The 21,827-nt window shown below is 69.5% G+C and carries 18 protein-coding genes; 4 read left to right on the forward strand and 14 right to left on the reverse strand.

What is annotated here, in order from left to right; all coding sequences use genetic code 11:
- Window positions 1–3 precede the first annotated feature (3 nt).
- Window positions 4–2,433, reverse strand: a complete 2,430-nt coding sequence (locus tag CLM62_RS04360; RefSeq protein WP_095748532.1) for a Pls/PosA family non-ribosomal peptide synthetase — start codon at window positions 2,431–2,433, stop codon at window positions 4–6.
- A gap of 419 nt (window positions 2,434–2,852) precedes the next feature.
- Here CLM62_RS04360 and CLM62_RS04365 point away from each other — a divergent pair, with 419 nt between their 5' ends.
- The gene (locus CLM62_RS04365) at window positions 2,853–3,995 is read left to right on the forward strand and encodes a YihY/virulence factor BrkB family protein (protein ID WP_095748582.1); all 1,143 of its coding nucleotides are present in this window, start codon (window positions 2,853–2,855) and stop codon (window positions 3,993–3,995) included.
- A gap of 112 nt (window positions 3,996–4,107) precedes the next feature.
- On the opposite strand, the gene CLM62_RS04370 is transcribed toward CLM62_RS04365, so the two are convergent.
- The gene (locus CLM62_RS04370) at window positions 4,108–4,968 is read right to left on the reverse strand and encodes an NAD(P)H-binding protein (protein WP_095748533.1); all 861 of its coding nucleotides are present in this window, start codon (window positions 4,966–4,968) and stop codon (window positions 4,108–4,110) included.
- Window positions 4,969–5,135: 167 nt separating this feature from the next.
- Between CLM62_RS04370 and CLM62_RS04375 the strand changes: the two genes are divergently transcribed.
- Together CLM62_RS04375 and CLM62_RS04380 are read left to right on the forward strand one after the other, a co-directional pair.
- Window positions 5,136–6,020: an AraC family transcriptional regulator gene (locus CLM62_RS04375; protein WP_257003665.1), complete on the forward strand. Its 885-nt coding sequence runs from the start codon at window positions 5,136–5,138 to the stop codon at window positions 6,018–6,020.
- A 10-nt stretch (window positions 6,021–6,030) separates the two neighbouring features.
- Window positions 6,031–6,720 (forward strand): helix-turn-helix transcriptional regulator, encoded by a 690-nt coding sequence (locus CLM62_RS04380; RefSeq protein ID WP_095748535.1) that lies wholly within the window; start codon window positions 6,031–6,033, stop codon window positions 6,718–6,720.
- Here the strand turns inward: CLM62_RS04380 and CLM62_RS04385 are convergent.
- From CLM62_RS04385 to CLM62_RS04400, 4 genes are all read right to left on the reverse strand, one after another.
- Window positions 6,700–7,104, reverse strand: a complete 405-nt coding sequence (locus tag CLM62_RS04385) for a VOC family protein (RefSeq protein ID WP_095748536.1) — start codon at window positions 7,102–7,104, stop codon at window positions 6,700–6,702. The two genes, CLM62_RS04380 and CLM62_RS04385, sit on opposite strands and share 21 nt — an antisense overlap.
- 60 nt (window positions 7,105–7,164) lie before the next feature.
- A complete protein-coding gene (locus CLM62_RS04390) occupies window positions 7,165–7,797 on the reverse strand; it encodes a VOC family protein (RefSeq protein WP_095748537.1) in 633 nt (210 codons plus the stop codon).
- Between the two features lie 216 nt (window positions 7,798–8,013).
- Complete coding sequence (locus CLM62_RS04395) at window positions 8,014–8,511, reverse strand: hypothetical protein (RefSeq protein WP_143658934.1); 498 nt, start codon at window positions 8,509–8,511, stop codon at window positions 8,014–8,016.
- A 118-nt stretch (window positions 8,512–8,629) separates the two neighbouring features.
- Window positions 8,630–9,646: a DUF5954 family protein gene (locus CLM62_RS04400; protein WP_095748539.1), complete on the reverse strand. Its 1,017-nt coding sequence runs from the start codon at window positions 9,644–9,646 to the stop codon at window positions 8,630–8,632.
- 1,742 nt (window positions 9,647–11,388) lie between these two features.
- Between CLM62_RS04400 and CLM62_RS04410 the strand changes: the two genes are divergently transcribed.
- Window positions 11,389–11,928 carry a peptidoglycan-binding protein gene (locus CLM62_RS04410; protein WP_095748541.1) on the forward strand — a complete coding sequence of 180 codons (540 nt, stop codon included), beginning with the start codon at window positions 11,389–11,391 and terminating at the stop codon, window positions 11,926–11,928.
- A 33-nt stretch (window positions 11,929–11,961) separates the two neighbouring features.
- Here the strand turns inward: CLM62_RS04410 and CLM62_RS04415 are convergent, their stop codons facing one another.
- From CLM62_RS04415 to CLM62_RS04450, 8 genes are all read right to left on the reverse strand, one after another.
- Window positions 11,962–12,390 carry a helix-turn-helix transcriptional regulator gene (locus CLM62_RS04415; RefSeq protein WP_095748542.1) on the reverse strand — a complete coding sequence of 143 codons (429 nt, stop codon included), beginning with the start codon at window positions 12,388–12,390 and terminating at the stop codon, window positions 11,962–11,964.
- A 181-nt stretch (window positions 12,391–12,571) separates the two neighbouring features.
- The gene (locus tag CLM62_RS04420) at window positions 12,572–13,615 is read right to left on the reverse strand and encodes a LacI family DNA-binding transcriptional regulator (RefSeq protein WP_095748543.1); all 1,044 of its coding nucleotides are present in this window, start codon (window positions 13,613–13,615) and stop codon (window positions 12,572–12,574) included.
- Window positions 13,616–13,802: 187 nt separating this feature from the next.
- Complete coding sequence (locus tag CLM62_RS04425) at window positions 13,803–15,458, reverse strand: family 43 glycosylhydrolase (protein ID WP_095748544.1); 1,656 nt, start codon at window positions 15,456–15,458, stop codon at window positions 13,803–13,805.
- Between the two features lie 22 nt (window positions 15,459–15,480).
- Window positions 15,481–16,386: a carbohydrate ABC transporter permease gene (locus tag CLM62_RS04430; RefSeq protein WP_095748545.1), complete on the reverse strand. Its 906-nt coding sequence runs from the start codon at window positions 16,384–16,386 to the stop codon at window positions 15,481–15,483.
- Entirely contained in the window at window positions 16,386–17,270 is an 885-nt protein-coding gene (locus CLM62_RS04435; RefSeq protein WP_095748546.1) for a carbohydrate ABC transporter permease, read from the reverse strand. Before CLM62_RS04435 ends, CLM62_RS04430 begins: the two co-directional genes overlap by 1 nt.
- Before the next feature lie 11 nt (window positions 17,271–17,281).
- Window positions 17,282–18,616 (reverse strand): ABC transporter substrate-binding protein, encoded by a 1,335-nt coding sequence (locus CLM62_RS04440; RefSeq protein WP_095748547.1) that lies wholly within the window; start codon window positions 18,614–18,616, stop codon window positions 17,282–17,284.
- A 397-nt stretch (window positions 18,617–19,013) separates the two neighbouring features.
- The gene (locus CLM62_RS04445; RefSeq protein WP_095748548.1) at window positions 19,014–20,102 is read right to left on the reverse strand and encodes a LacI family DNA-binding transcriptional regulator; all 1,089 of its coding nucleotides are present in this window, start codon (window positions 20,100–20,102) and stop codon (window positions 19,014–19,016) included.
- Window positions 20,103–20,276: 174 nt separating this feature from the next.
- The gene (locus CLM62_RS04450; RefSeq protein WP_179381934.1) at window positions 20,277–21,290 is read right to left on the reverse strand and encodes a hydroxyacid dehydrogenase; all 1,014 of its coding nucleotides are present in this window, start codon (window positions 21,288–21,290) and stop codon (window positions 20,277–20,279) included.
- Between the last annotated feature and the right edge of the window lie 537 nt (window positions 21,291–21,827).

The raw sequence follows: 21,827 nt of genomic DNA on the forward strand, positions 1-21,827 counted from the left end.
CCTTCAGGCGTGCCGCGGCGCGACCGCCGGATTCCCGCCCCAGAGCGCCCCCGGCGGCATCTCCTCGCCCTTCATCAGGAAGGAGTCGGGGGCGAGGACGGCGCCGTCCCCCATCGCGACGCCGTAGTGCACCAGCGCGCCGACCTGGAGCGTGCAGCCGGCGCCGATCGTGATGTGCTCGGACTTGAAGGTGCCGTCCTCCTGGGAGTGGGCCTGCACCTTGGTGTGGGCGGCCAGCGTGCAGTCGTCGCCGATCGCGGTGAGCGTGCGCTCGGTGATGACGCAGCCGTCGTCGAAGACCCGCCGGCCGAGCCGCACGCCCAGCAGCCGCCAGACCACGTTCTTGAACGGCGTCCCGTTGAGCGCGACGATGTGCCGGTCGGGCACCTTCCACAGCCGCTCGTGCAGCCAGAAGTCCCGCTCGTAGATCGAGCACAGCTGCGGACGCAGCGGACGGAAGCGTCCGATCAGCCGCTCCACCAGGACGTAGTAGCCGAGGGTGAACACCAGGCCCACGATCAGCGCGGCGCCGATCAGCAGGCCGCCGACGGTGCCTTCGCCGCCGTAGAGATCGACGGCGGCGAGGCCGAGGACCGTGAGGGCGAACCAGTGCAGCCACCGTACGAACAGGAACAACCCCATCGAGCGCAGGTTGTAGCGGTTCTTCGCGGCCAGGCGGCGGCGCAGCTCGTCGCCCTCGCGGAGGTGGTCGAAGCGGCTGTCGCGCTCCACGGAGCGCGGGATCTCGAAGCAGGGCGAGCCGAGCAGGCCCACGTTCTCCCGGAGCTCGCCGTCGAGCGGGACCATCACCTTGGTCGCCAGCAGACAGTTGTCGCCGGTGCGGCCGCCCGCGGGATAGGCGATGTGGTTGCCCAGGAAGTTGCGCGGCCCGATCACGGCGCGTGAGACGCGGAAGGACGTACCGGAGAAGTCGGCGTTGACGATCGACAGCCCGTCGGCGACCATCGTGCCGCTTCCCACGGTGACCAGGTACGGCGTCTCGTGCCGCACCTCCGTGCCGAAGTTGGAGCCGGTCTGCTCGACCCGCGAGAGGTCGTAGCCGAGGGCCCGCAGGTAGGGGACGATGTACGAGCTGTCACCGCACAGCCACTTGAAGAAGCGGATGTTGGTCAGGCGGGCGATCGCGCGCTGCACCGAGTAGTGGAAGCCGTAGAGCGGATAGACCCGGCCGGGGCGCAGGAACGGTGTCAGCAGGCGCGGGACCAGGGTCACCGCGGCGAGGCCGAGGACGACGTAGGCCGCGAACACGGCGAGGGACAGGACGAGCGCCTCGGTGAGGAAGCGGGCCGAGGACACCTCCCGGGAGGCCGTGCCGAGCGCGGGCACGAGCGTGAGCAGCAGGTGGGCGCCGCCGACGGCGAGCGGGATGTACAGCAGGAGCGTCTGGAGCAGGGCGGCCAGGGCGTAGGCGGCCCGGCGGGCGGTCGAGCAGGGCACCGGAGGGACCCGGACGTAGTCGACGTCCGTGGGCTGGGCGGGGGAGCCGTGCCACCGCTGGCCGGCCGGGACCGCGAGGCCGCCGTACAGGGCGGAGGAGTGGCCGAGCTGGGCGCCGTCGCCCATCGACGTGCCGATGTCGAGGACGGTCTGCTCGCCGACGTGGACCCCGCTGCCGAGGGTCACGGGGCCGGTGCGGATCCGGCCGGCCAGCGCCTGGTAGCAGAGGAAGTGGCAGTCCTTGCGGATCACCGTGCCCGCGCCGACGGTCAGCAGGTCGGTGCAGACCGGCACCGAGCGGGAGAGGATCGTGACGCCCCCGCCGATCCGCGCGCCCAGCGCCCGCAGATACAGCACGTACAGCGGGTTGCCGACGAACAGGACCATCGGGCTGGCGTGCAGCAGCGCCTTGACGGTCCAGAAGCGGACGTACGCCAGGCTCCAGACCGGGAACTCCGCCTTCCTCCAGCGCCCGACGAGCACCCACTTCGCCCCCACCGGCAGGACGCACGCGCCGATGAACAACGCACCGCCGAAGACCACGGAGCGCGAGTAGACCCCGGCCACACCGTCCCCCGCGGACACCCATGCGTACCCCCGGGCGGTGACCGTCCCGGCGAGCAGGCAGTAGACGGCGAAGACGGTGAACTGCAGCGTCCCGCACAGGACGTAACGCGCCGTGCTGCCCGGCTCGGGACGTTCCGCCGCGACCGCCACCGTGGCGCCGCCGGCCGGCGTCTCGGCGAGCGCCGCCGCCAGTCGGCGGATCGTCGGATGGCCGTAGACGTCCTTCATGGACACCGACGGCAGGTCGGGGCGTTTTCTGACCCGGGCGCAGAAATGGGCCATCACCAGCGAGTTGGCGCCGAGGTCGTCGAAGAAGTGGCTGTCGACCGGTATGTGTTCCCTGCGTACGACACCGGCCAGCACCTCGGCGAGAACGCTTTCGGTGCCGGCGCCGTGATTTCCCCCCACGGGCGCTCCTTGATGGTGTTCCTGGTGCGTCGAACATGAAATGAGAGAAAAAAGAACAAGAGGAGAAAATGATGCCCGCGAGAAAGGAGTGGAGCAGAGTGGAGCACAACGTATACGGCTCAAATTCTTTCGGCACGTTCATGAACGGTTCAAGGGCGTTTCAGTCATTGACGCTTTTCCGACGGCGCACGACGAATCGATCATCTCGACGCACCGTTCCGCTTTCCGCGCGACCGGGGAACTCACCGAAATACCGGTGTAATGCGCTGGCGCCGGTTCCGTTTCCCGCTGCCGAACATTTCGGCCAACGCGGACATGACAGAAAAATGGTTCGATTTACACGCGGGCGAGTGGACGCCTTCTCGGGGAACAGGCACCGGGAGATGAGCGCGGCCAGGCACGACGGATACCGTTGGGTCGTGCAGCCAGCAAGTGAATCCCCTCAACCATCCTCCGGCCGCCTCCATCGGGCGCGTGCCCTCTACCGGAACGTCTCGAAGCGCAGGACCGCCTGGCTGCTGCTCAAGGACACCGTCAACTCCTGCATCGAGTACCGCATCCTGGGCCTCGCGGCCGAGGCCGCGTTCTTCACGCTGCTGTCCGTGCCGCCCCTGCTGCTCAGCATGATCGGACTGCTCGGCTACGTCGACGACTGGACCGGCGCCGACACCATCGCGAGCCTGGAGACCAACATCCTGGAGGCCTCGCGCACGGTCCTGTCCGACAAGGGCGTGACACAGATCGCCCAGCCGATCCTGCACGACGTGATGAAGGGCGGCCGGCCCGACGTCATCTCCATCGGCTTCCTGTTCGCCCTGTGGTCCGGCTCGCGCGCGGTGAACGTCTTCATAGACACCATCACCGTGATGTACGGCCTCGACGGCGTCCGGGGCATCGTGAAGACCCGCCTGATGGCCTTCCTGCTCTTCCTCGTGGCCCTGCTGATCGGCTCGATCGCGCTGCCGCTGATGGTGGCGGGACCGGACGCGGTGGTGAACATCGTGCCGTGGTCGACGACCGTCGTACAGGTGCTCTACTGGCCCGTCGTCATCGTGCTGTCCATCGCCTTCCTCACGACGCTGTACCACGTGTCCGTCCCCGTCCGCTCCCCGTGGATCGAGGACGTGCCCGGCGCCCTGGTCGCCCTCGGCATGTGGGTGCTCGGCAGCTTCCTGCTGCGCATCTACCTCACCAACACCGTCGAGGGCCCCACCATCTACGGCTCCCTGGCCGCACCCGTCGCCGTCCTGCTGTGGATCGGCGTCTCCGCCTTCGCCGTCCTCGTCGGGGCCGCCGTCAACGCCGCCATCGACCGGGTCTGGCCGGCCGCCGCCACGGCCGCGGCCCGCGCCGCCAACGAACGCCTGCGCGAGGCACAGGTCGCCGAGTACGTCGCCCGAGCGGCCGCGGCCCGGGATACCGACCCCGACGACCCGGACATGCCGTCGGAGTTCCCGGAGCGGTGGTCACGGTTCTTGCCGCCGGAGGATGTTACGGGAAGGCTGAGGCCGCCGGCCAAGAACGGCACCAAACAAGGGGACAATTCAGCACAGGGTGAGTGAATGCCGTTAGGGGCGCGGGGCTGTATCGGTTTGCGGCTCCGCCGCATGGGCGCGACCAGCCACACACAACCAGCAGCCCGGCAGATACCCCACACCCCTACGCCGCCACCCGCTACCCCTCCCACGTCCCCTCCGCCGCGGCCTCCCGCGCAAACGCCCGAAAGTCCCGCGGGTCACGCCTCAGCACCTGCCGCACATCGTCGGTGACATGCGCATTACGCCCATCCAGCGTGCCCTCGAACACCTCCACCAGCGCCTGAACCTCCTCCGCCGGCACCCCGAACCCCGCCGGCGTCTCCCCATACGCCCGCACCGGCACCGGCGTGTAGACAAACTTCGTGCCGACCGCCTCCGAGATCTCCCCGACCGCCTCCCGCCAGGTCAGCAACCGCGCCCCCGTGAGCTCCAGCGTCCGCCCCACATACCGGTCCCCGGACATCAGCACTGCCACCACGACATCCGCGATGTCCCGCACATCGACGAACGGCTCCCGCACCTCACCGCCCGGGAACACCAGCTCCCCCTGCCGCAGCCCCTCCACCAGCGGACCCTCGCTGAAGTTCTGCATGAACCACGAGGCCCGTACGACCGTCCAGTCCGCGCCCGACGACTTCAGCGCCTCCTCGGCCGGCACCGCCAGGTCGGCCCCGCGCGCCGACAGCAGCACCAGCCGTCGTACCCCGAGCCCGACCGCCTCCCGGGCGATGGCCCCGACCGCCTCGGCCGCCGCGGGGGCGCCGACGTCGGACGGGTACACGAGGTATGCCGCGTCGGCGTCCCGCAGAGTCTCCGCCCACGTCGTCGGGTGCTCCCAGTCGAAGCCCCGGGCGCGGGACGCGGCCCGCACCGTGAGTCCCGCCGCCGCGGCGGCCCGGGCCACGCGCCCGCCCGTACGCCCCGAGGCGCCGGTCACCACCACCGTCATGTCCTGAGTGTTCGCCGTGTCCACCGTGTTCTCCGTGTTTTCCGTCATGCCTCCAGTCAACGGCCGTGCGCCCCAACGGCCCATCGCTGAACGGCTCATTCCCATGCGCGCGCGTCTACGCTGGCGCCATGGACGCTCCCCCACGCTCGAATGCGCTCACGCGGGGGGACCCCCTTGCCGGCCTTCTGGAGAGCCCTCGCGCACGAGGCGCCTTCATGATCCGCGCGTGTTTCGAGCCGCCGTGGGCCGTGCGCGTCGAGGACCGGGCGCCGCTGACGGTCATGCTCATGGTCCGCGGCGACGCCTGGATCGTCCCGGACACGGGGGAGCGGGTCCGGCTGCGGGCCGGCGACCTCGCCATCGCGCGCGGCCCGGCCCCGTACACCTGCGCCGACGACCCCGGCACGGCCCCGCAGGCGCTGATCCTGCCGGGCGGCGTCTGCAGCTGTCCCGACGGCCGGGATCTGAACGGCTCCATGGACCTCGGCGTCCGCACCTGGGGCGACCGACTGGACGGCTCCACGGTGGTGCTGATCGGGACGTATCAGATGGAGGGCGAGGTCAGCGGCCGGCTGCTGGAGGCGCTGCCGCCGCTGCTCTCCCTCACCGACGACGTGTGGCAGTGTCCGCTCACCCCGCTCCTGATGGAGGAGATCGTGCGGGACGAGCCGGGCAAGGAGGTCGTCCTGGACCGGCTGCTCGACCTGCTGGTCATCGCCGCGCTCAGGGCCTGGTTCTCCCGCCCGGAGGCGGAGCCGCCCGCCTGGTACGCGGCGCTCGCGGACCCCGTGGTCGGCCGGGTGCTGCGCCTGGTCCAGGAGGACCCCGCCCACCCCTGGACAGTGGCCTCGCTCGCCACCAAGGCCGGGGTGTCCCGGGCCGCGCTGGCCCGCCGCTTCACGGACCTCGTGGGCGAGCCCCCGATGACGTACCTCACCGGCTGGCGCCTCGCCCTCGCCGCGGACCGTCTGCGCGACACGGACGACACCCTGGACGCGATCGCCCGCCAGGTGGGTTACGGCAGTGCGTTCGCCCTGTCCAGCGCGTTCAAGCGGGTGTACGGGGTGAGCCCGCAGGAGCATCGGACGCGAGCGGCGTAGCCTGGCGTACGTGTACGCGGAGAGGCCTTCCCGTCTGGCGGGCGCCGTCGTCTGGACGAACACTCCGTCCGGGACCGCCTCCGGGCGCGTCCTGCCCGACGGCTGCATGGACCTGCTGTGGAGAGAGGGACGGCTGCTCGTCGCCGGGCCCGACACACGCGCGTACGTCACCGGGGGCGACCCGAGCAGTTGGGCGGGCGTCCGTTTCTACCCGGGCACCGCGCCCGCGCTCCTGGGCGTGCCGGCGCACGAACTGCGCGACCGGCGGGTGGACTTGGCCGACCTGTGGCCGGCCTCGCAGGTGCGGCGGATCACCGCGCAGGTGAACGCGGCCGCAGACCCGGCGAGCGGGCTCGAAAAGGTGGCGCTGCGGTGGGCGTCCGGAGCCGCACCCCCCGACCCACTGCTGAAGCAGGTCGTGGCCGCCCTCGACGCGGGCCGCCCCGTCGCCGCGACCGCCGACGAACTCGGCCTGGGTGCCCGCCAGTTGCACCGCCGTTCACTGGCCGCCTTCGGCTACGGCCCCAAGACGCTGGCCCGGGTGCTGCGGCTGCAGCGCGCCCTCGCCCTGGCCCGCGCCGGGATGCCCTTCGCGGAGACGGCGGCGCGGACCGGGTTCGCCGACCAGGCCCATCTGGCCCGGGACGTACGGGAGTTGGCGGGCCTGCCGCTGGGCGAGCTACTGGGCCGCACCGGGTAGCGGCGCGAACAGGCCGACGTCGTTACCGTCCGGGTCGAGCAGGCTCGCGTACCGCTGTCCCCAGTCGGCGTCCCACGGCTTGAGACCGCCCTGGTACCCGGTGCTCACCATCTCCTCGTACACGGAGTCGACCTCGGCCGGGCTCTCGCACAGCAGGGCCAGCGAGATGCGCCCGCCCCCGGCCGGCGGCTGCCACTCCGGCGCGAACGAGCGGACGGTCTCCTCGCTGTCGAGCATCAGACGCAGCCCGCCCGGCAGTTGAGCCTCGGCGTGCGGCTGCTTCTCGGAGCCCTTGGGGAAGGCCAATCCGAGGCGGCGGTAGAAGGTGACGGAGGCGGCCATGTCTGAGGCCACCATGCCGATCGCATCGAATCGTGGAGTCATGCGGCCACCGTAGGCAGGGCGCGCCGACCCGTCTTGAAGAAATCGGACGCCTCCCGCCGCTCACCCGAACGTCACTGGCCCGTTCGGTGAGTCCACGGTGAAGGAGATCCCGACCGGCCCGGCGGTGAGGGCGAGTGAGGTGCCGACGGCCGACAGCAGGGGACGGATCTCGTCCGGGTCGGGGGCGCTCGCGGACATCGCCAGCAGGGGAGTGGCCGGCAGGTCCGACGCGGTCGGGTGGGCCGTGGCACCCCAGTCGATGAGGAAGGGCACCAGGCCCGAGGGGTGCGCGGTGTCCCCGTCGGTCAGGCGCCACTCGAGGAGTGTGCCGTCCGGTCTGCGACGGCTCATCGGGTGCACGTGACCGGGGTCGTAGCCCTGCGCCCGGGCCGCCTCGACCGCCGCGTCCAGATCGGGCGCACTGATCGCCCAGGTCACCGTCCGGGGCCCGGAGAGCGCGTCGACGTCGAAGGGCCGGGGCTGCCCGGGCGCGCTCTGCTCGGGATCAGGCCCGATGATCTCCAGGTAACGGCTGCCACCGAGGGACACCAGACAATTCCGCGTGCCGAGACCGACGTGCACACCGCCGGCAGCGGGCGTCACTGCGGTACGCCGGGCGAAGTCGGCGACCGTCGCCGCCAGATCGGGGGTCGCGAGGACGAGGTGGTCCAGCAGCGCGGGGATGGCATTCATGGCCGCCGAGGGTACGCGCCGCACGCTGCTCCAGGCGCTACTTCACAGGTAACCGGTACCCCACCCTCGCCGCCCACGGCCCGCTCGTCGGCAACGACTGGGACGCCAACTTCGCCCTCGGCCTCGGCTACCTTCTCGGACGGCATCCAGGCCGGGGCCGCCTCCCCGGACGGCCGACCTCAGTGATCAGTGACCTCAGTGATCAGTGATCAGTGATCAGTGAACGACTATGCCGCCGCTGTCCACCCTGTTGACCGCCGCGCACGACGGACAGCGCACCGCCGTGACGTTCTGGTAGCGCACGCCGTCGTACCACTCGTGGGAACACTTCCCGCACTGGACCGTGACGACGAAGTTGTCGCCCCGCCCTCGGGCGGCCCCGATGACCCCGGTCGTGTTCGCGACGGAGATGAGCCGGCCTGAGCATTCCGCGCGGGCGATGTCCAGTTGCCACGGCAACAGCTGTTCCAGGTACAGGCCGTCGATGTCCTTGCCCCAGTTGCCCTGGGGAGTCTCGACAACGTAGTAGAAGAGCTCCTGCGTGACCTCGCGTTCCTCCAGCAGATACCGCTTGGCCTTCTCGGTGTCGTTGCCCCGGAAGACGATGTACTGCGCGTTCCCCTTTCTGAGGCTGCTGTAGCCGGGTTCCAGACCCGCCGCCGCGGCCCTCTCCTGGGCCGCGTCGGCCTCTTCCCTGGTCGCGTAGACCAGCATCGGTCCCACTGTGTCGTCGCTGGTCCGACGCCGCTTGAACCAACCCATCCGTCCGCCTTCGAGGGTGCCCGACAAGGCCGCGATCGTACGGCCGAGGCCGTGGGAGGGGTCCCGAGGCTCACTCGTAGGTGATGGTGCCGTCCTCGTCCATCGACGGATGGATCTTCATGGGCCCGTACTCGTCCTCGTCCGAGGGACGCGGCGTCTCCGGTCCGTCCGGTCCCATACGCAGCAGGCGGCCGATGCGGCAGATCCGGAAGGCGCGCCCCTCGAAGCGGAAGCCGTCGGCGCGTTCGAGCGCCCGGTACTCCTCGGCCGCCTTTGCGTACCGGGCTTTCTTCTCGTCGTCGAACCGGTACAGCAGGGCCCACACCTCGGACAGGCCGCTGTAGAGCAGGCGCCGGGCGTCGTGCGGGGTGGACATGAGGACGCCGCGTGGCTGCCAGCCGTGTCCGTCGCGCTCGACCACGCCGAATCCGGTGGGCAGCAGGACGACGTCGGGATGGGTCGTGACCGCCCGCTGGGAGTCCGCGCGGACGTCGGAGGGGAAGCGGAAGCCCTTGTACGCGAAGTCCCTGAGCCCCAGTTTCAGCGCGCCGGCCGCGGGGCCGTCCACGCTGTCCGGGTCGAGTACGAAACCGATGTCGGGCGACGGGGTGTCACGCGCCCGCCGGTCCCACGACCGCTCCACCGGCTCCGGATCGGTGGGCCGGGGCGGCTCCAGCCCGTCGTCCCCGACCCGCGCGAACTCGTCCCCGCGCACGATCCGGTAGCGCACCCCGCACGCCTCGACCTCGTTCACCGGCTCCCGCTCCAGCACCGCCACGGCCGCCAGCAGTTCCCGCCGTACGGCAGGGTCGTCGGTGTCGTCCTTCGCGGTGAACCACAGATACGAGTTCAGCCCGTCCCGGGCCATCTGCGGCATCCCGTCCACCACGGGCTTCACCAGCCGCCACTGAGGCCCGACCGCCGGATCCTGCCGGGCGACCCCGAACACCGGTCCGCGCAACGCGAGGTGGGGATAACGCCGGGTGGCCTCCAACGCGTCGGCCTCCCGCACCCAGGCGGCGGGGTCGTCGCGATGGATCAACTCCTCGTGCAGTGCCTGGATCTGTTGCTGCCAGTCATCGTTCATGCACGCATTGTTGCGGGGCGCGTGCGCCGACGGGGGCCGAACCGACTCAACAACCGGGGTTGTTGGGTAGCTTCAGGAAGGCGGTCAAGGCGGTCAAGGCGGTCAAGGTGGCCGGGGTGACGGTGAGGTGCGGGGCGGTGGGGGTTTTGGAGTCGCGCCCCGACCAGCGCCCCGCGTGCGGTGAGCCGTCGTGCCGTCTCGGCAAGGTCCGGCGTGGTTGAGTCGGCGTATGCGAGCCGTAAAATGCAACGGTCCCTGACCGCCTTGCCTTGCCTTGCCTTGCCCGGAGCTCCCTCGTGGGTGAGGCGGAAAGTCGAGGAATCCGGGATGTGTGCCCAGAGTGGGAGCACCGCGGCGCGCCAGCGAGTGAGGCCCGTGCTGCAAGGGGTGTCGTGCTGGACAAAGATCAAGAAAAGGCCTTTGATTACTCCATGGAGGCCTTCCGCGAGACGCTGCGTCGACACACTGCAGCCTTACAGGTGGTGCGCGCATTCGCATGACGAAACTTGAATTCAGCATTGAACCAGCACGTCGATACGGTCGCTTCAAATCTGGATGGAGCGGCCCGCATCGGAGGATCGCATACACTGCCGGCCACTGCTCGATGGGCCCGGCCCCGGCCCGATTGCGGCGGGCCGGGGTCCAAGTGCCGCAGGCAGGCTTGTCGCTGCCCTTGGTCCGCGTGGGGTCAGTGGCGTTTGTCGGTTCCGTCGATTGCTCGGAAGCTGCCTACGAGCGCGACTGGCACGACGGTCCCGTCCGTGACCGTCGTGCCGGGGATTGCGCTGCTGGAGCCTCGGGGTCCAATAGTCGCAATGGGAGCGCCGGCGTCGCAGGTGATCCCGCTGAAGAATTCGACGGTCCTGTCACTCTCGTTTCGGACGTTGAAGCTGGTGGCGGGACTACTGATCACAGGGGTGCACACACCCAGCTCCGCTGAATACGTTCGCTCGTTGACGTGGATCCGTCCATCCTCGTCGTTCCTGTGGCCGTGGTTCGTCTGGCCGTCGCCTCCGAAGTTCGTCTGGCCGTCACCTCCGAGGGGAGCAGAGGCAGCGGCATCCTGCACCGCCGGGGCGGACTTCGGGACGGAACTGGAAGCCGAGGCGTAGTTCACACAGGTTGCAGCCAGGGCCGTAATTCCCACCGACGCTGCGATCGCGACAACGGCACGCCTACGCGCTCCGTATCTCCTTCTCTCAGACATTCCGCTTCTCCATCTCTCAGTGGATGTCAGCTGAGTGGCCGACCAGAAATGAACATACTCATGCCCTATTTATGACGCCACTTCAGAAATGTCTGAGGGGTGACGAAAAGGGGCCGATCGGGTGTTCGAAAGCCCAGGGCGCGCTTGTGATGGGCCATCAAAAAGGCAGCAATGAGAGCTACTTGACAAGGAAGTTGAGCCGCCCGGGGGGCCGGGCTGACGCTCCTTCACACTGCTGCCGGCGTGTCGTGCCTTGATAACACTCCGCACAACGGCTAATGCAGGATTCCTCTGTCGCTGGATCACAGGCGCGGCCGAGCTGTCACGGGAGCCCCTGTCCCGTCCCACCCCGTCCCCGTACGACCCGCCCTCGGCGGGGACGCCGCCGTACGCGGCGTGGGTCGTCCCCCGCCGGTCCAGGTACGCCGTCAGACCTCGCCGTACCCACCGCACGGCCGTGACTCTGTGCCATGCCAAGCGAAACGAGCCGCCCCAGGGGAACCACGGGGGCCGGCGGTTCGGAAAGGAAGACCGCATGAGCATGCGCAATCGGGCTGTCGCGACGGTGACGGCCGCGTTGCTGGTCGCAGGGGGTACCGCAACGGCCATGGCACCGGCGGCGAACGCCGCCCCGTACCACGGCATCGACGGCAGCGGACCCGTCCACGACGACTGGCAGGACGAGGAGAACCTCAGCGTCGACGACTACGCCTCGAGTAACGCCACCGCCCTGTGGGAGGCCGTCCTGTGGGCGGACGGTGCCAAGTACGAGGATGAGGACGGAGACTGGCACCCCTTCACCAAGAGCAAGATCGACGGCTCGTTCGGCCCGGAGACCGAGTCGGCCACCCAGTGGTGGCAGGACCGCTACGGCCTCCCGGAGAACGACGGCGTCGTCACCGACGACTGCTGGAAGGACGCCCAGAACCAGCTCCACGGCCCGTACGCGGGCAGCAGCGTCCAGTACTGGGGCGACGCACGGACCGTCACCTTCAAGCGGGTCGGCGGCAAGTACCGGGTGAAGCTCAAGAACACCGGATCCTGGAAGAACGCCTACTACGACAAGGTCGGCTGAGCCGACTCCGGGGCGGGGCGGGTGGCCGTGAGGTCACCCGCCCCTCGACGGCAGCGCCCACAGCAGCCCTGCCACCAGCAGCACGATGACGGCGAACGCGACCAGCGCCGCCGTCCGCCAGCGCCGGTACTCGGCCCCGGGCGGCAGGGGCATCGGTGGCGCGGCCTCCGGCGGCCCGGCGGGCACCATCGCGCCCCGCGGCCAGGTCGCGTCGGCCAGGTCCCACAGCGCCAGCAGCCGCGCCTGGTCCGCTCCCGCCACCCGGCACAGCGCGTGCACCGCTCCCCTCGGCGGCTGTTTGGTCCCGCTGAGATACCGCTGCCAGGACGATTTGCTGTACGCGGTCCGCCGGGCCAGTTCGGCAAGGCTCAATCCCGTACGGTCCTTCAGCGCCCGCAGCTGCTCGACGAGATGCCGCGCCTCCCTCGGCAACGAGTCCGGCAGTGGCCGCCAACGTGTCATGCCCGTCCCCCCACCACTCGCCGCCGCCCCGCCCCTGGACAACGGCCCCGCTCCCCGCCGCATCGTTCGACGCCCGGCCGTCCTGGCCAGTTCCACACCTCCGTTTATGAGCGGAAGTGAGCGAACTTCTTCTTGATCGACGCGTTCGAGGTGCTCGCCGGACAGGCCCTGAGCGCGGGCGCTAACCGCGTGGCCCCGCCGTACTCGCCCGCTCCACCAGCCGCGTCGACAGCTCCGTCCGAGTGCTCTCCGGGCGGTCGCCCTGCATCATGCGGACCAGTAGGTGAAGGGCTGTGGCCGCCATTTCCGACAGGGGCTGGCGGATCGTGGTCAGGGCCGGGGTGAGCCAGCGGGCCTCGGGCAGGTCGTCGAAGCCGACGACGCTCATGTCGTCCGGCACGGTCAGGCCGCGCTCGGCCAGTGCCTCGTAGACGCCCAGCGCCATACGGTCCGAGCAGACGAAGACGGCCGTGGGCGGTTCGGGGAGGTCCAGGAGTTCCAGCATGCGGCGGCGGGCGATCGTTTCGTCGAAGCCCGCGTGGCAGATGTATTCCGGGTGCTGGCGGACCCCCGCCGACGCGAGTGCCGAACGGTATCCGGCGACCCGCGCACTGCTGCACATCTTGCGCTGGTGACCGGCGATCACGGCGACTCGCTCGTGGCCCAGCGAGAGCAGGTGCTCGGTCGCCGTCACGCCGCCGTGCCAGTTCGCCGCGCCCACCGACACCACGCCGGCCGGCGGATCGAGGACCGGGTCGATCATCACGTACGGGATGCGGTGTTGGTCCAGCCAGGCGTACTGCGACTCCGTCAGCTCGGCCAGGTTGAACAGCACGCCGGACGAGCCGCGGGCGATGAGCTTGTCGAGCCAGCCGCGCTCCGGGCGGCCGCTGCGGGTCCTGGTCAGGCCGGCCGACACCACCACCTCCAGGCCCGCGTCGTGCGCCGCCGCCTCCACTCCGTGCAGCACCGCCCCCGACCAGGAACTCTCCAACGAGTGGACGACCAGGTCGACCAGGCCCGACGCCTTCGCCGCGTCGAAGCGGGGTCTGCGGACATAGCCGAGCCGGTCCAGCGCCTCCGTCACCCGGCGGCGGGTTTCGGGAGCGACGTCCTCCCGGCCGTTGACGACCTTGGAGGCCGTGGGCACGGAGACGCCCGCCTCGCGGGCCACGACCGCCAGGGTCGGCCCGGCCGTCACGCTCGCACTCCCCGTACGGACCATCGGGAACCACCTCTCCGGCCCGCCCGAGGGCCATGAAAAGTTTCGACCAGCGCTGCTTCCGCGGGTCGGGAGACCGAGCGGATAGTAAGCGCTTCCTACCCTAGGTTCGCCGCAAGACCTCGGGAAGAGGCCGGACTTCGCAGGACTGCGTGGGCCTGAACTTTCGAAACTCCGAACAGTGGTGGCGTCAGTCGGGCGTGCACTCCAGCCGGAAGCCCGTGAAGTCGGCCGTGAACGTCGCGTCGACCAGGTCCACGGCATGGATACCGGCCATCGACCCGGTGAAACGCAGCTTGGACCCGTAGTCGTCGGACAGCTTGCTGAAGTCCAGCACCGGCCCGACCGGCATACGCTCCCCGTCCTGGACGTACCAGAACCGCGCCTCGGCGCCCTCGACCGTCACCCCGAGCGTCAGCGGCCCTTCCGCGTCGACGTCGACGACGGCCGCCTGTCGCGTCCCGAACTCCTCGCGCTCCATGAGGCTGAGCACCGTACGGCCCTCACCCCGCCACTGCTGGCCGCGCTGCTCCTCGCCCTCGGGCTCCGCCCAGGTCAGGTCGAGGGCGAGATAGGCCTCCGCGTTGTACCAGAGGACCAGCCCGGCCGCTTGCGTGAACGTCCGCGGCCGTGCCTCGACGGTGACCTCGGCCTCCGTACGGTGCTCGGTGATCCGCTGGGCGAGCAGACTGTGCGCCCAGCGCGACTCCGGTCCGTGCCGGCCGCGCAGCCGGATCCAGCCGGGGCGGGTGGCGGTGTCCGCCCAGGACGGGTCGGGGGCGGCGCGCAGGGTGCGCCATGGCCAGCCCAACGGATCGGCGGATTCGGTGAGTTGGGACGCCGACGGCTCTGGATCCGTCGGTACGGCGACCTCGGCTTTCACCTCGGCTTTCACCTCGCCCTCGCCCTCGCCCTCGCCCTCGACCTCGACCTCGACCGAAGGATGCGCACCCCCGTGCCGCATCCTCGGCCAGCCCGCCGCGTCCCACGTCACCGCCTGGATCGCCGTCTCCCGGCCGAGCGTGCAGCGCGGTCCGTCGGGCGTGGCCAGCGGACGGGCCGCCAGGTGGCTCAACAGCCATTCACCGCCCGGCGTCCGCACCAGCTCGCCGTGCCCCGCCTTCTGCAACGGCAGCGAAGGATCGTCCCGGGACGTCAGCAGCGGGCGGTCGTCCAGCTCGTACGGGCCGGTGAGCCTGCGGCTGCGGGCCACCAGCACGCCGTGCTCGAAACCGGTTCCTCCTTCCGCCAGTACGAGGAAGTACCAGCCGTCGCGCTTCAGCAACTTCGGTCCCTCGACAAGCCGTTCGTGCTGGAGCAGCAGGTGCGTGTCACCGACGGGAGCGAGCGTCTCCCGGTCCAGCTCCGTCACGACGATCCCGGCGAAGCGCCGGCCGCCGGGGCGGTGGTCGTTCTGGAGGTTGAGCAGCCACAGCCTGCCCTCCTCGTGGAAGAGCGCGGGGTCGAAGCCATGGCTTGCGATGCGACGCGGCGGCGTCCACTTGCCGCCCACTTCCGTGGCCGTACTGATGTAGGTGTCCGTGTCGAAGTACGGCGTGCCGACCGAGTGCACGATCGAGTAGACCACCCAGAGGCGTTCGCCGTCCCAGCTCAGCGACGGCGCCCAGATGCCGCCCGAGTCGGGGACACCGGCCAGCGAGTCGCCGGGGACCGCGCCCTGGACATGACCCGCGTACTCCCAGTGCTCCAGGTCCCGGGAGCGGTGGATCGGGATCGTCGGGAACCACTCGAAGGAACTGGTCGCCACGTAGTACCAGTCGCCCACCCGCACCATGGACGGGTCGGGGGCGAACCCCCGGATGACGGGGTTGCGCAGCAGGGTCACGTCACAGCTCCCTGGATCGCGGTCACTTGAGGGCCCCCAGCGTCACGCCCGAACGCCAGTAGCGGCGCATCGCGACCATCATGATCGCCATCGGCACGATGGACAGCAGCGCGCCGGTCAGCACCAGGCTGGTCAGGTCGACGCCGGACTCCAGGCGCTTTCCGGACCAGTTGTACAGGCCCAGGTTCAGGGTCCAGTTCTCCTCGCCGCGCAGGACGGTGAGGGGGAGGAAGAAGGCGTTCCAGGTGTTGACGAAGGCCAGCAGGAAGACCGTCGCGCCGCCCGTCGTCATCATCCGCAGCACGATGCTGAAGAAGATCCGCAGCTCGCCCGCACCGTCGATACGGGCCGCCTCCAGGAGTTCGAAGGGGATCGTGGCCTCGGTGTACACCTTGGCCAGGTACACGCTGAACGGGTTGATCAGGCAGGGGATCAGCATCGCCCAAGGAGTGTCGACCAGGCCGATCTCCGAGAACAGCAGGTACAGCGGGAGCGTGAGCAGGGCGATCGGGATCAGGAACGAACCCACCACGCACGCGAACACCAGGTTGCGACCGGGGAAGTCGAAGCGGGCCAGGCCGTAGCCCGTGGCGAGGGCGAGCAGCGTGCCGCCGAGGGAGCCGACACCCGCGTACAGGAACGAGTTGGCCGTCCAGCGCAGGAAGATGCCGTCCTCGTACGTGAACAGCTGCTGCAGGTTGTCCCACAGGTGCCAGCCGGAGAACCACAGGCCGTTGGTCTGGTACAGGCCCGTGCGGTCCTTGGTCGAGGCGACGATCAGCCACCACACCGGGAACAGGCTGTAGACGCTGGCCAGGATCAGACCGACGAGGAGGAACCGCTGGCTGCCGCGTGAACGACTTGCCGGATCCGGCCTCTTGAGGCGCCGGACCTGGTCCGTCTTCGTACGTTCTTCGGTGAGCGTCATCAGTCCACCTCCTTCGAGGTAAGCCGGTAGAACAGGAAGGAGGCGACGCCGAGGATCAGGGCGAGCAGCACCGACAAGGTGGCGGCGTAGTGGTAGTTGCCGGCGTTGAACGCCTGGTTGTAGATGATCATGATCGGGGTGAAGCTGTCGCTGACCGTCTGCGGGGTGATGTTCCGGAACAGCGCGGGCTCGTTGAAGATCTGCAGCATCTGGATGATCGACAGCATGCCGGTCAGTACCAGCGCCCCCCGCACATGCGGGATCTTGATGCTCAGCGCGATCCGCTTCTCGGAGGCGCCGTCCAGGCGCGCGGCCTCGAACAGCTCGCGGGGTACGCCCTGCAGCGCCGAGTAGATGATCACCATGTTGTAGCCGATGCCGTGCCAGGTCAGCAGGTTGCCGATGGACGGCCACACCATCGAGGGCGCGAAGAAGTTCCAGTCGAAGCCGAACATCTCGCCCAGCGGCGTCAGCGGGCCGACGTCCGGGCTGTAGAGGTTGATCCACACCAGGGCGGCGACCACCCCGGGGATCATGTACGGCACCAGCAGCATGATCCGGAACCGGCTCGCCACCTTGGAGGTGAGCGCGTCCAGGAACAGCGCCATGAGCAGGCTGATGAGCAGCATCACCGGGATCTGCACGCAGGCGAACAGCACCACCCGCAGCACGGAGCCCATGAACGCCGAGTCGGTCAGACCCTGCTGGTAGTTGTCGAGGCCGACGAACTTCTCCGTCGAGCCGCCGAGCCCGAGCCCGGACTGCTGGACACGGAACAGCGACTGGTAGACGGCGTAGCCGATGGGGAGCAGATAGAGGAAGACGAAGCCGAGCTGGAAGGGCACCGTGAAGGCGGCACCCTTCCAGCGCAGAGAGCGAATCATCGGACGTTGCCTCAGCCCTTGACGCTGATGTTGCGGGACTTCAGGTCGTCGACCGTCCACTTCTGCATGTGCGCCAGCAGGTCGGTGACCTTCTGCTCCTTGTTGACGACCTTGGCCCAGCCGGCCTGCATCTCGGTGAACATCGCGGTCCAGTTCGGGCCGTAGACCCAGTCGGTGGTGACGGTGCCCAGGCTGTCGGTGACGATCTTCTTGGCCGGCTCGTAGTTCTTGCTGAGCAGCTTCTCGGAGATCGCTTCACTGACGTAGGTGTTGCTGTCCTTCAGCGCCGGCATCACGCCGTTGCCGGTCTCCGGGCTCGCCATCGTCTTGACCGCGTCGGTGTTCGTGGACATCCACAGCGCCGCCTCGGCGGCCTGCTCCTGGTGCTCACAGTCCTTGGTCACCAGGGTCACGCTGCCGGTGAGGTTGGTGCCGGCCGGGGTCTTGGCCGGCTCGCCGGTGAACGTCGGCCAGGGGGACAGGGCCCAGTCACCGAAGGACTTGGTGAAGTTCTGCACCATGCCGGCCATCTGCCAGGTGGAGATCTGCCGGGTGGCGGTGCCGCCGTTGTCGTAGTTGCGCTGCACGGCCGCGTAGTCGGCGAAGGACAGCTTGGAGTTCAGGTCGTTGTCGATGATCTCCTGGATCACCTCGGCGGCCTTCAGGGTGCCCTCGTCCTGGAAGTCCACCTTCCAGGCGTCGCCGTCGACGGAGTACCAGTGCGCCCCGGCCTGCATGGCCAGCACCTCCAGGGTGCTGGGGTCCTCACCGGCGTAGTTGGTGATCTTGATGCCGTGCTTCTTCAGCTCCTTGCCCGCGGCGATGAAGTCGTCCCAGGTGGCGGGGGCCTTGATGCCGTACTTCTTGAACAGGTCGGTGCGGTAGATCGTGAAGTTCGGCGAGGAGCTGGTGGGGACGCCGTACATCTTGCCCTGCACCTGAGCGCTCGCCCAGGAACCGGCGTTGAACTTGTCCTGCTCGCCCTCGACGTATTTCGTGATGTCGGCGAGCGCGTCCTGCGAGACCCAGCTGGTGACGTACTCGGCGGTGTTCTGCACCAGGCAGGGCGCGTTGCCCGCCTTGACCGCGTTGGTCAGCTGCTTCTGCATGGTCAGCTGGTCGGTGACCTTGGTGTACTTGAGCTGGACGTCCTTGTGAGAGGCGTTGAACGCCTTCACGACGGCCTCCTGGCCGTTGGCCCATCCCCAGAAGGGGAGGGTGACCGGACCGGAGGACGCGTCGTCCCCGGAGTCCGAGCCGCCTCCGCAGGCGGCGAGCAGACCTGTCAGCGCGAGACCCGCGACAGCGGCACGGGCGAACCTTCTCCGGGGGCTGGTGAAGTTCATCTGACGTGTTCCTTCGGAAAGTAGGGCGCTCTCGGAGAGAGACCAGAGAGGGGAGTATTCGGCGGCTCGGCGCCGGCCGGGAACGACGGCCGGAAATCATCGGCTCGCGGTTGCGGGGGGTACGGCCAAGCGGAAGCTGTAGTAAGCGGTTCCTGGGACGGTAGGCCGACGGTCCTGCTCATAGCAAGAGGTGCGCGGCAATTTGTTACGGCGGTTTGTCCGTGGGGTTATGTCCGGGCGCCGGTCGGCCACGCACCTGTCGGACGGAATTTGCGCAGGTCAGGGACTCTGTGGGTGGGGATCCCCGAGGCGTGGCGCGGCTAACTGCCAGGTGTTCCGTCCATGGTGAAAAACCTCGGGAAAACGTTTACGAAACGATCTCCTGCGGCTGCTCATGTCATCCCCGTCGGGCGGGCGGCTGCACCGAGTTCCGTACGACGACATGGGTGCCCAGCACCAGATGGTCGCCGTCACTGCCCTTGCGGCGGCCCGAGCCGCCCTCGCGCCGGTCGGCGACCGCCCGTAGGGCGACCCGGCCCATCTCCTCGTAGGGCACGTGCACGGTGGTCAGCTGGGGCGTGAGCTGGGAGGCCAGCGGGATGTCGTCGTAGCCGACGATCGAGACGTCCTCGGGCACGCGCAGTCCGGCCGCGCGCAGCGCCTGCATCGCGCCCGCGGCGACGACGTCGGTTCCGGCGAGCACCGCGGTGAAGTCCAGCCCTTCGCGCAGGCTCTCCTCGACGGCGTCGTACCCGTGCTCGTAGTCGTACGGCCCGTGTCGCACCATGCCCGCTTCGAACGGCACGCCGTAGGCCTCGAAGGCGCGTTGGGCGCCCTTCAGCCGGCCCTGGGCGGTGGTGAGCTCGGCGTGACCCGGCAGGACCAGGACCTTGCGGTGACCGGCCGACAGTAGATGGCTGGCCATCGCATAGGCCCCGCCCTCGTTGTCGTAGTCGACCGTCGTGGCCGGTACGTCGCCCTCCAGGGGAGGCCTGCCCACCAGGACGAGATGGGAGCCGGCCGCGTCCAGGGAGCGGGCGAAGCGGGCCATGCGCAACTGGTACTCGTCGTAGTCGTAGGCGCCGCCGAGCAGGACCACCGCGGCGACCCCCTGCTGGCGCATGAGGTTGACCAGCGCGAGCTCCCGCTCCGGGTCGTCCCCGGTGGTGCCGACCAGCGAGAGCCAGCCGCGCAGGGTGGCCGCGCCCTCGACGCCCTTGGCGACGTGGGCGAAGGCGGCACCGGTGATGTTGTTGATGAGGATCGCCACCGTGGGGGTGCCACCGCCGGCGAGGGAGCGGGCGTGGGCGTTGGTGACGTAGTCCAGGTCCCGGACGACCTTCATCACCCGGCGGCGCAGGTCCTCCGAGACGGGGTAGTTGCCCGACAGGACGCGCGACACGCTCGCGACGGAGACGCCCGCACGCTGAGCCACGTCCCGGATCGTGGCCCGTCCGGCGTCGCCGACCGCCTTGCGCTGACTCACCGTTTCGGCTCCTTCACCGTTGGGACAACCGTTGGGCCCGACTCGCCCGGCGACTGGGCCAGGGGGTGCCTGGCGGGTCCTGCCGGGATCCGTGGGGCGCCCCTTGCCCCCGCGCCGGTGGCGAAACCGTATCCCATTGTTTCTCCGGGACGCCGCTTCGCGTCGGCCCGGGCTTCACGCCACACGGGCGAGATCCGAGTGTCGTACCTCGTGGACCGGTGGCAGGCCTGCGACCAGGCGTTCCAGTTCCTCCACGACGATCCGGCCGAGGCGTTCCAGTTCGTTGCCGAGGGAGCCCGCGATGTGCGGGGTGAGGAAGACGTTGGGCAGGCTGTAGAGCGGGGAGTCGGCGGGCAGTGGCTCGGGCTCGGTGACGTCGAGGATCGCGTGCAGCCGGCCGGAGACCAGCTCGTCGGTGAGCGCGTCGGGGTCGACCAGGGCGCCGCGGGAGGTGTTGATCAGCACGCCGCCGTCCCGGATGAGGGCGAGCCGTTCGCCGTCGAGCATGCGGTAGGTCTCGGGGATGTCGGGGGCGTGCAGGCTGACGATGTCGCTGTGCCGGAGCAGGTCCTCCAGCGGCAGCAGTTCGGCGCCGAGGGCGGCGGCCTCGGCGGGGCTGACGTACGGATCGTGCAGCAGCACGGCGAAGTCGAACGGGCGCAGCAGCTCAAGCAGCCGTCTGCCCACCCGGGACGCGCCGATGACCCCGATCCGGCGGCCGACGTTGCCGGTGGCGGCGGTCTCGGCGGAGCTCGGGTAGGCGTGTGTGCCGCGGAAGCGCTCGCGGTGGCTGAACGTGTCCTTCCCGGCGAGCAGGATCATGGCGAGCGTGTACTCCGCGACCGGCAGGGCGTTGCCGGTCACCGCGCTGGAGACGGTGATCCCGCGTTCCCACAGCGCCTCGCTGACCAGCGAGCGGACCGAACCGGCCGCGTGCAGGACCGTACGCAGCCGGGGGGTGGCGGCGAGGACACCGGCGTCGAGCTGGGGACAGCCCCAGCCGGTGATCAGCACCTCGGCCTCGGCCAGGGCTTCGGCCGCCTTCGGGTCGGTGAAGTCCTGGACGACGAGCGCGGCCTCGAGGTCGGCCGCCTGGGTCAGCCGGGCCATGAGCGGCGGGGGGAAGAGCAGGGGGAGGTGCACGGGATCCATCGCGAACACGGCCCTTGGAGGCTGCGGGCTGGGCATGTCTCTCCTGACAACACACTCGGCGGAAACAGTTTCTGAAAGCGTCTTCTACCGTAGATCTGGCGACGAGGGCCGGTCAATCGGCAGGATGGACTACCGAGCGTGGCAGTCGGTTGACTGGAAACGGTCGCCGGAGCGGCGAATGGGGTGGAATCGCTTACTGAGCGTTCCCGACCGTTTCCGGGTCCCTCGGTGAATCGGTCCGGCTCTCGCTCCGGCGCGGCAACCGGTTCCCGCGCGAGCTGGCCGGAGATCGCTGTCCAGTCTTCGCCTCTTGCGCGGATCGGGCCGCGTTCCACCGGTCCCGTTCGACCGGTCGGCCCGTGACGCCGAGGTTACAGAGTCCTTTCGAAAGTTCGTCAAGACTCTTGACGCAGTTTCCGGACAGGAAGAAGCTCCTCCCCAACGCACAACAACCGGTTGCCGACGACTCGGGGGCAGCTGCGGCCGATGTGCCGTTCCCCGAACCCGTTCCTCGGCCGCGTCCGTGGCCGAAACCATGGCCGATCCTTGGTCGAAATCCCGAACAGAACGAAG

It is taken from the genome of Streptomyces sp. SA15, from assembly GCF_002291145.1.
Lineage (GTDB): Bacteria > Actinomycetota > Actinomycetes > Streptomycetales > Streptomycetaceae > Streptomyces.

Excerpts from the sequence above, each read along its gene's own strand:
- CLM62_RS04370 (WP_095748533.1), bottom strand. The coding sequence starts at position 4,968 with ATGACGGAAAACACGGAGAACACGGTGGACACGGCGAACACTCAGGAC.
- CLM62_RS04375 (WP_257003665.1), top strand. The coding sequence starts at position 5,136 with ATGATCCGCGCGTGTTTCGAGCCGCCGTGGGCCGTGCGCGTCGAGGAC.
- CLM62_RS04385 (WP_095748536.1), bottom strand. The coding sequence starts at position 7,104 with ATGACTCCACGATTCGATGCGATCGGCATGGTGGCCTCAGACATGGCC.
- CLM62_RS04390 (WP_095748537.1), bottom strand. The coding sequence starts at position 7,797 with ATGAATGCCATCCCCGCGCTGCTGGACCACCTCGTCCTCGCGACCCCC.
- CLM62_RS04395 (WP_143658934.1), bottom strand. The coding sequence starts at position 8,511 with ATGCTGGTCTACGCGACCAGGGAAGAGGCCGACGCGGCCCAGGAGAGG.
- CLM62_RS04400 (WP_095748539.1), bottom strand. The coding sequence starts at position 9,646 with ATGAACGATGACTGGCAGCAACAGATCCAGGCACTGCACGAGGAGTTG.
- CLM62_RS04410 (WP_095748541.1), top strand. The coding sequence starts at position 11,389 with ATGAGCATGCGCAATCGGGCTGTCGCGACGGTGACGGCCGCGTTGCTG.
- CLM62_RS04415 (WP_095748542.1), bottom strand. The coding sequence starts at position 12,390 with ATGACACGTTGGCGGCCACTGCCGGACTCGTTGCCGAGGGAGGCGCGG.
- CLM62_RS04420 (WP_095748543.1), bottom strand. The coding sequence starts at position 13,615 with ATGGTCCGTACGGGGAGTGCGAGCGTGACGGCCGGGCCGACCCTGGCG.
- CLM62_RS04430 (WP_095748545.1), bottom strand. The coding sequence starts at position 16,386 with ATGACGCTCACCGAAGAACGTACGAAGACGGACCAGGTCCGGCGCCTC.
- CLM62_RS04435 (WP_095748546.1), bottom strand. The coding sequence starts at position 17,270 with ATGATTCGCTCTCTGCGCTGGAAGGGTGCCGCCTTCACGGTGCCCTTC.
- CLM62_RS04440 (WP_095748547.1), bottom strand. The coding sequence starts at position 18,616 with ATGAACTTCACCAGCCCCCGGAGAAGGTTCGCCCGTGCCGCTGTCGCG.
- CLM62_RS04450 (WP_179381934.1), bottom strand. The coding sequence starts at position 21,290 with ATGCCCAGCCCGCAGCCTCCAAGGGCCGTGTTCGCGATGGATCCCGTG.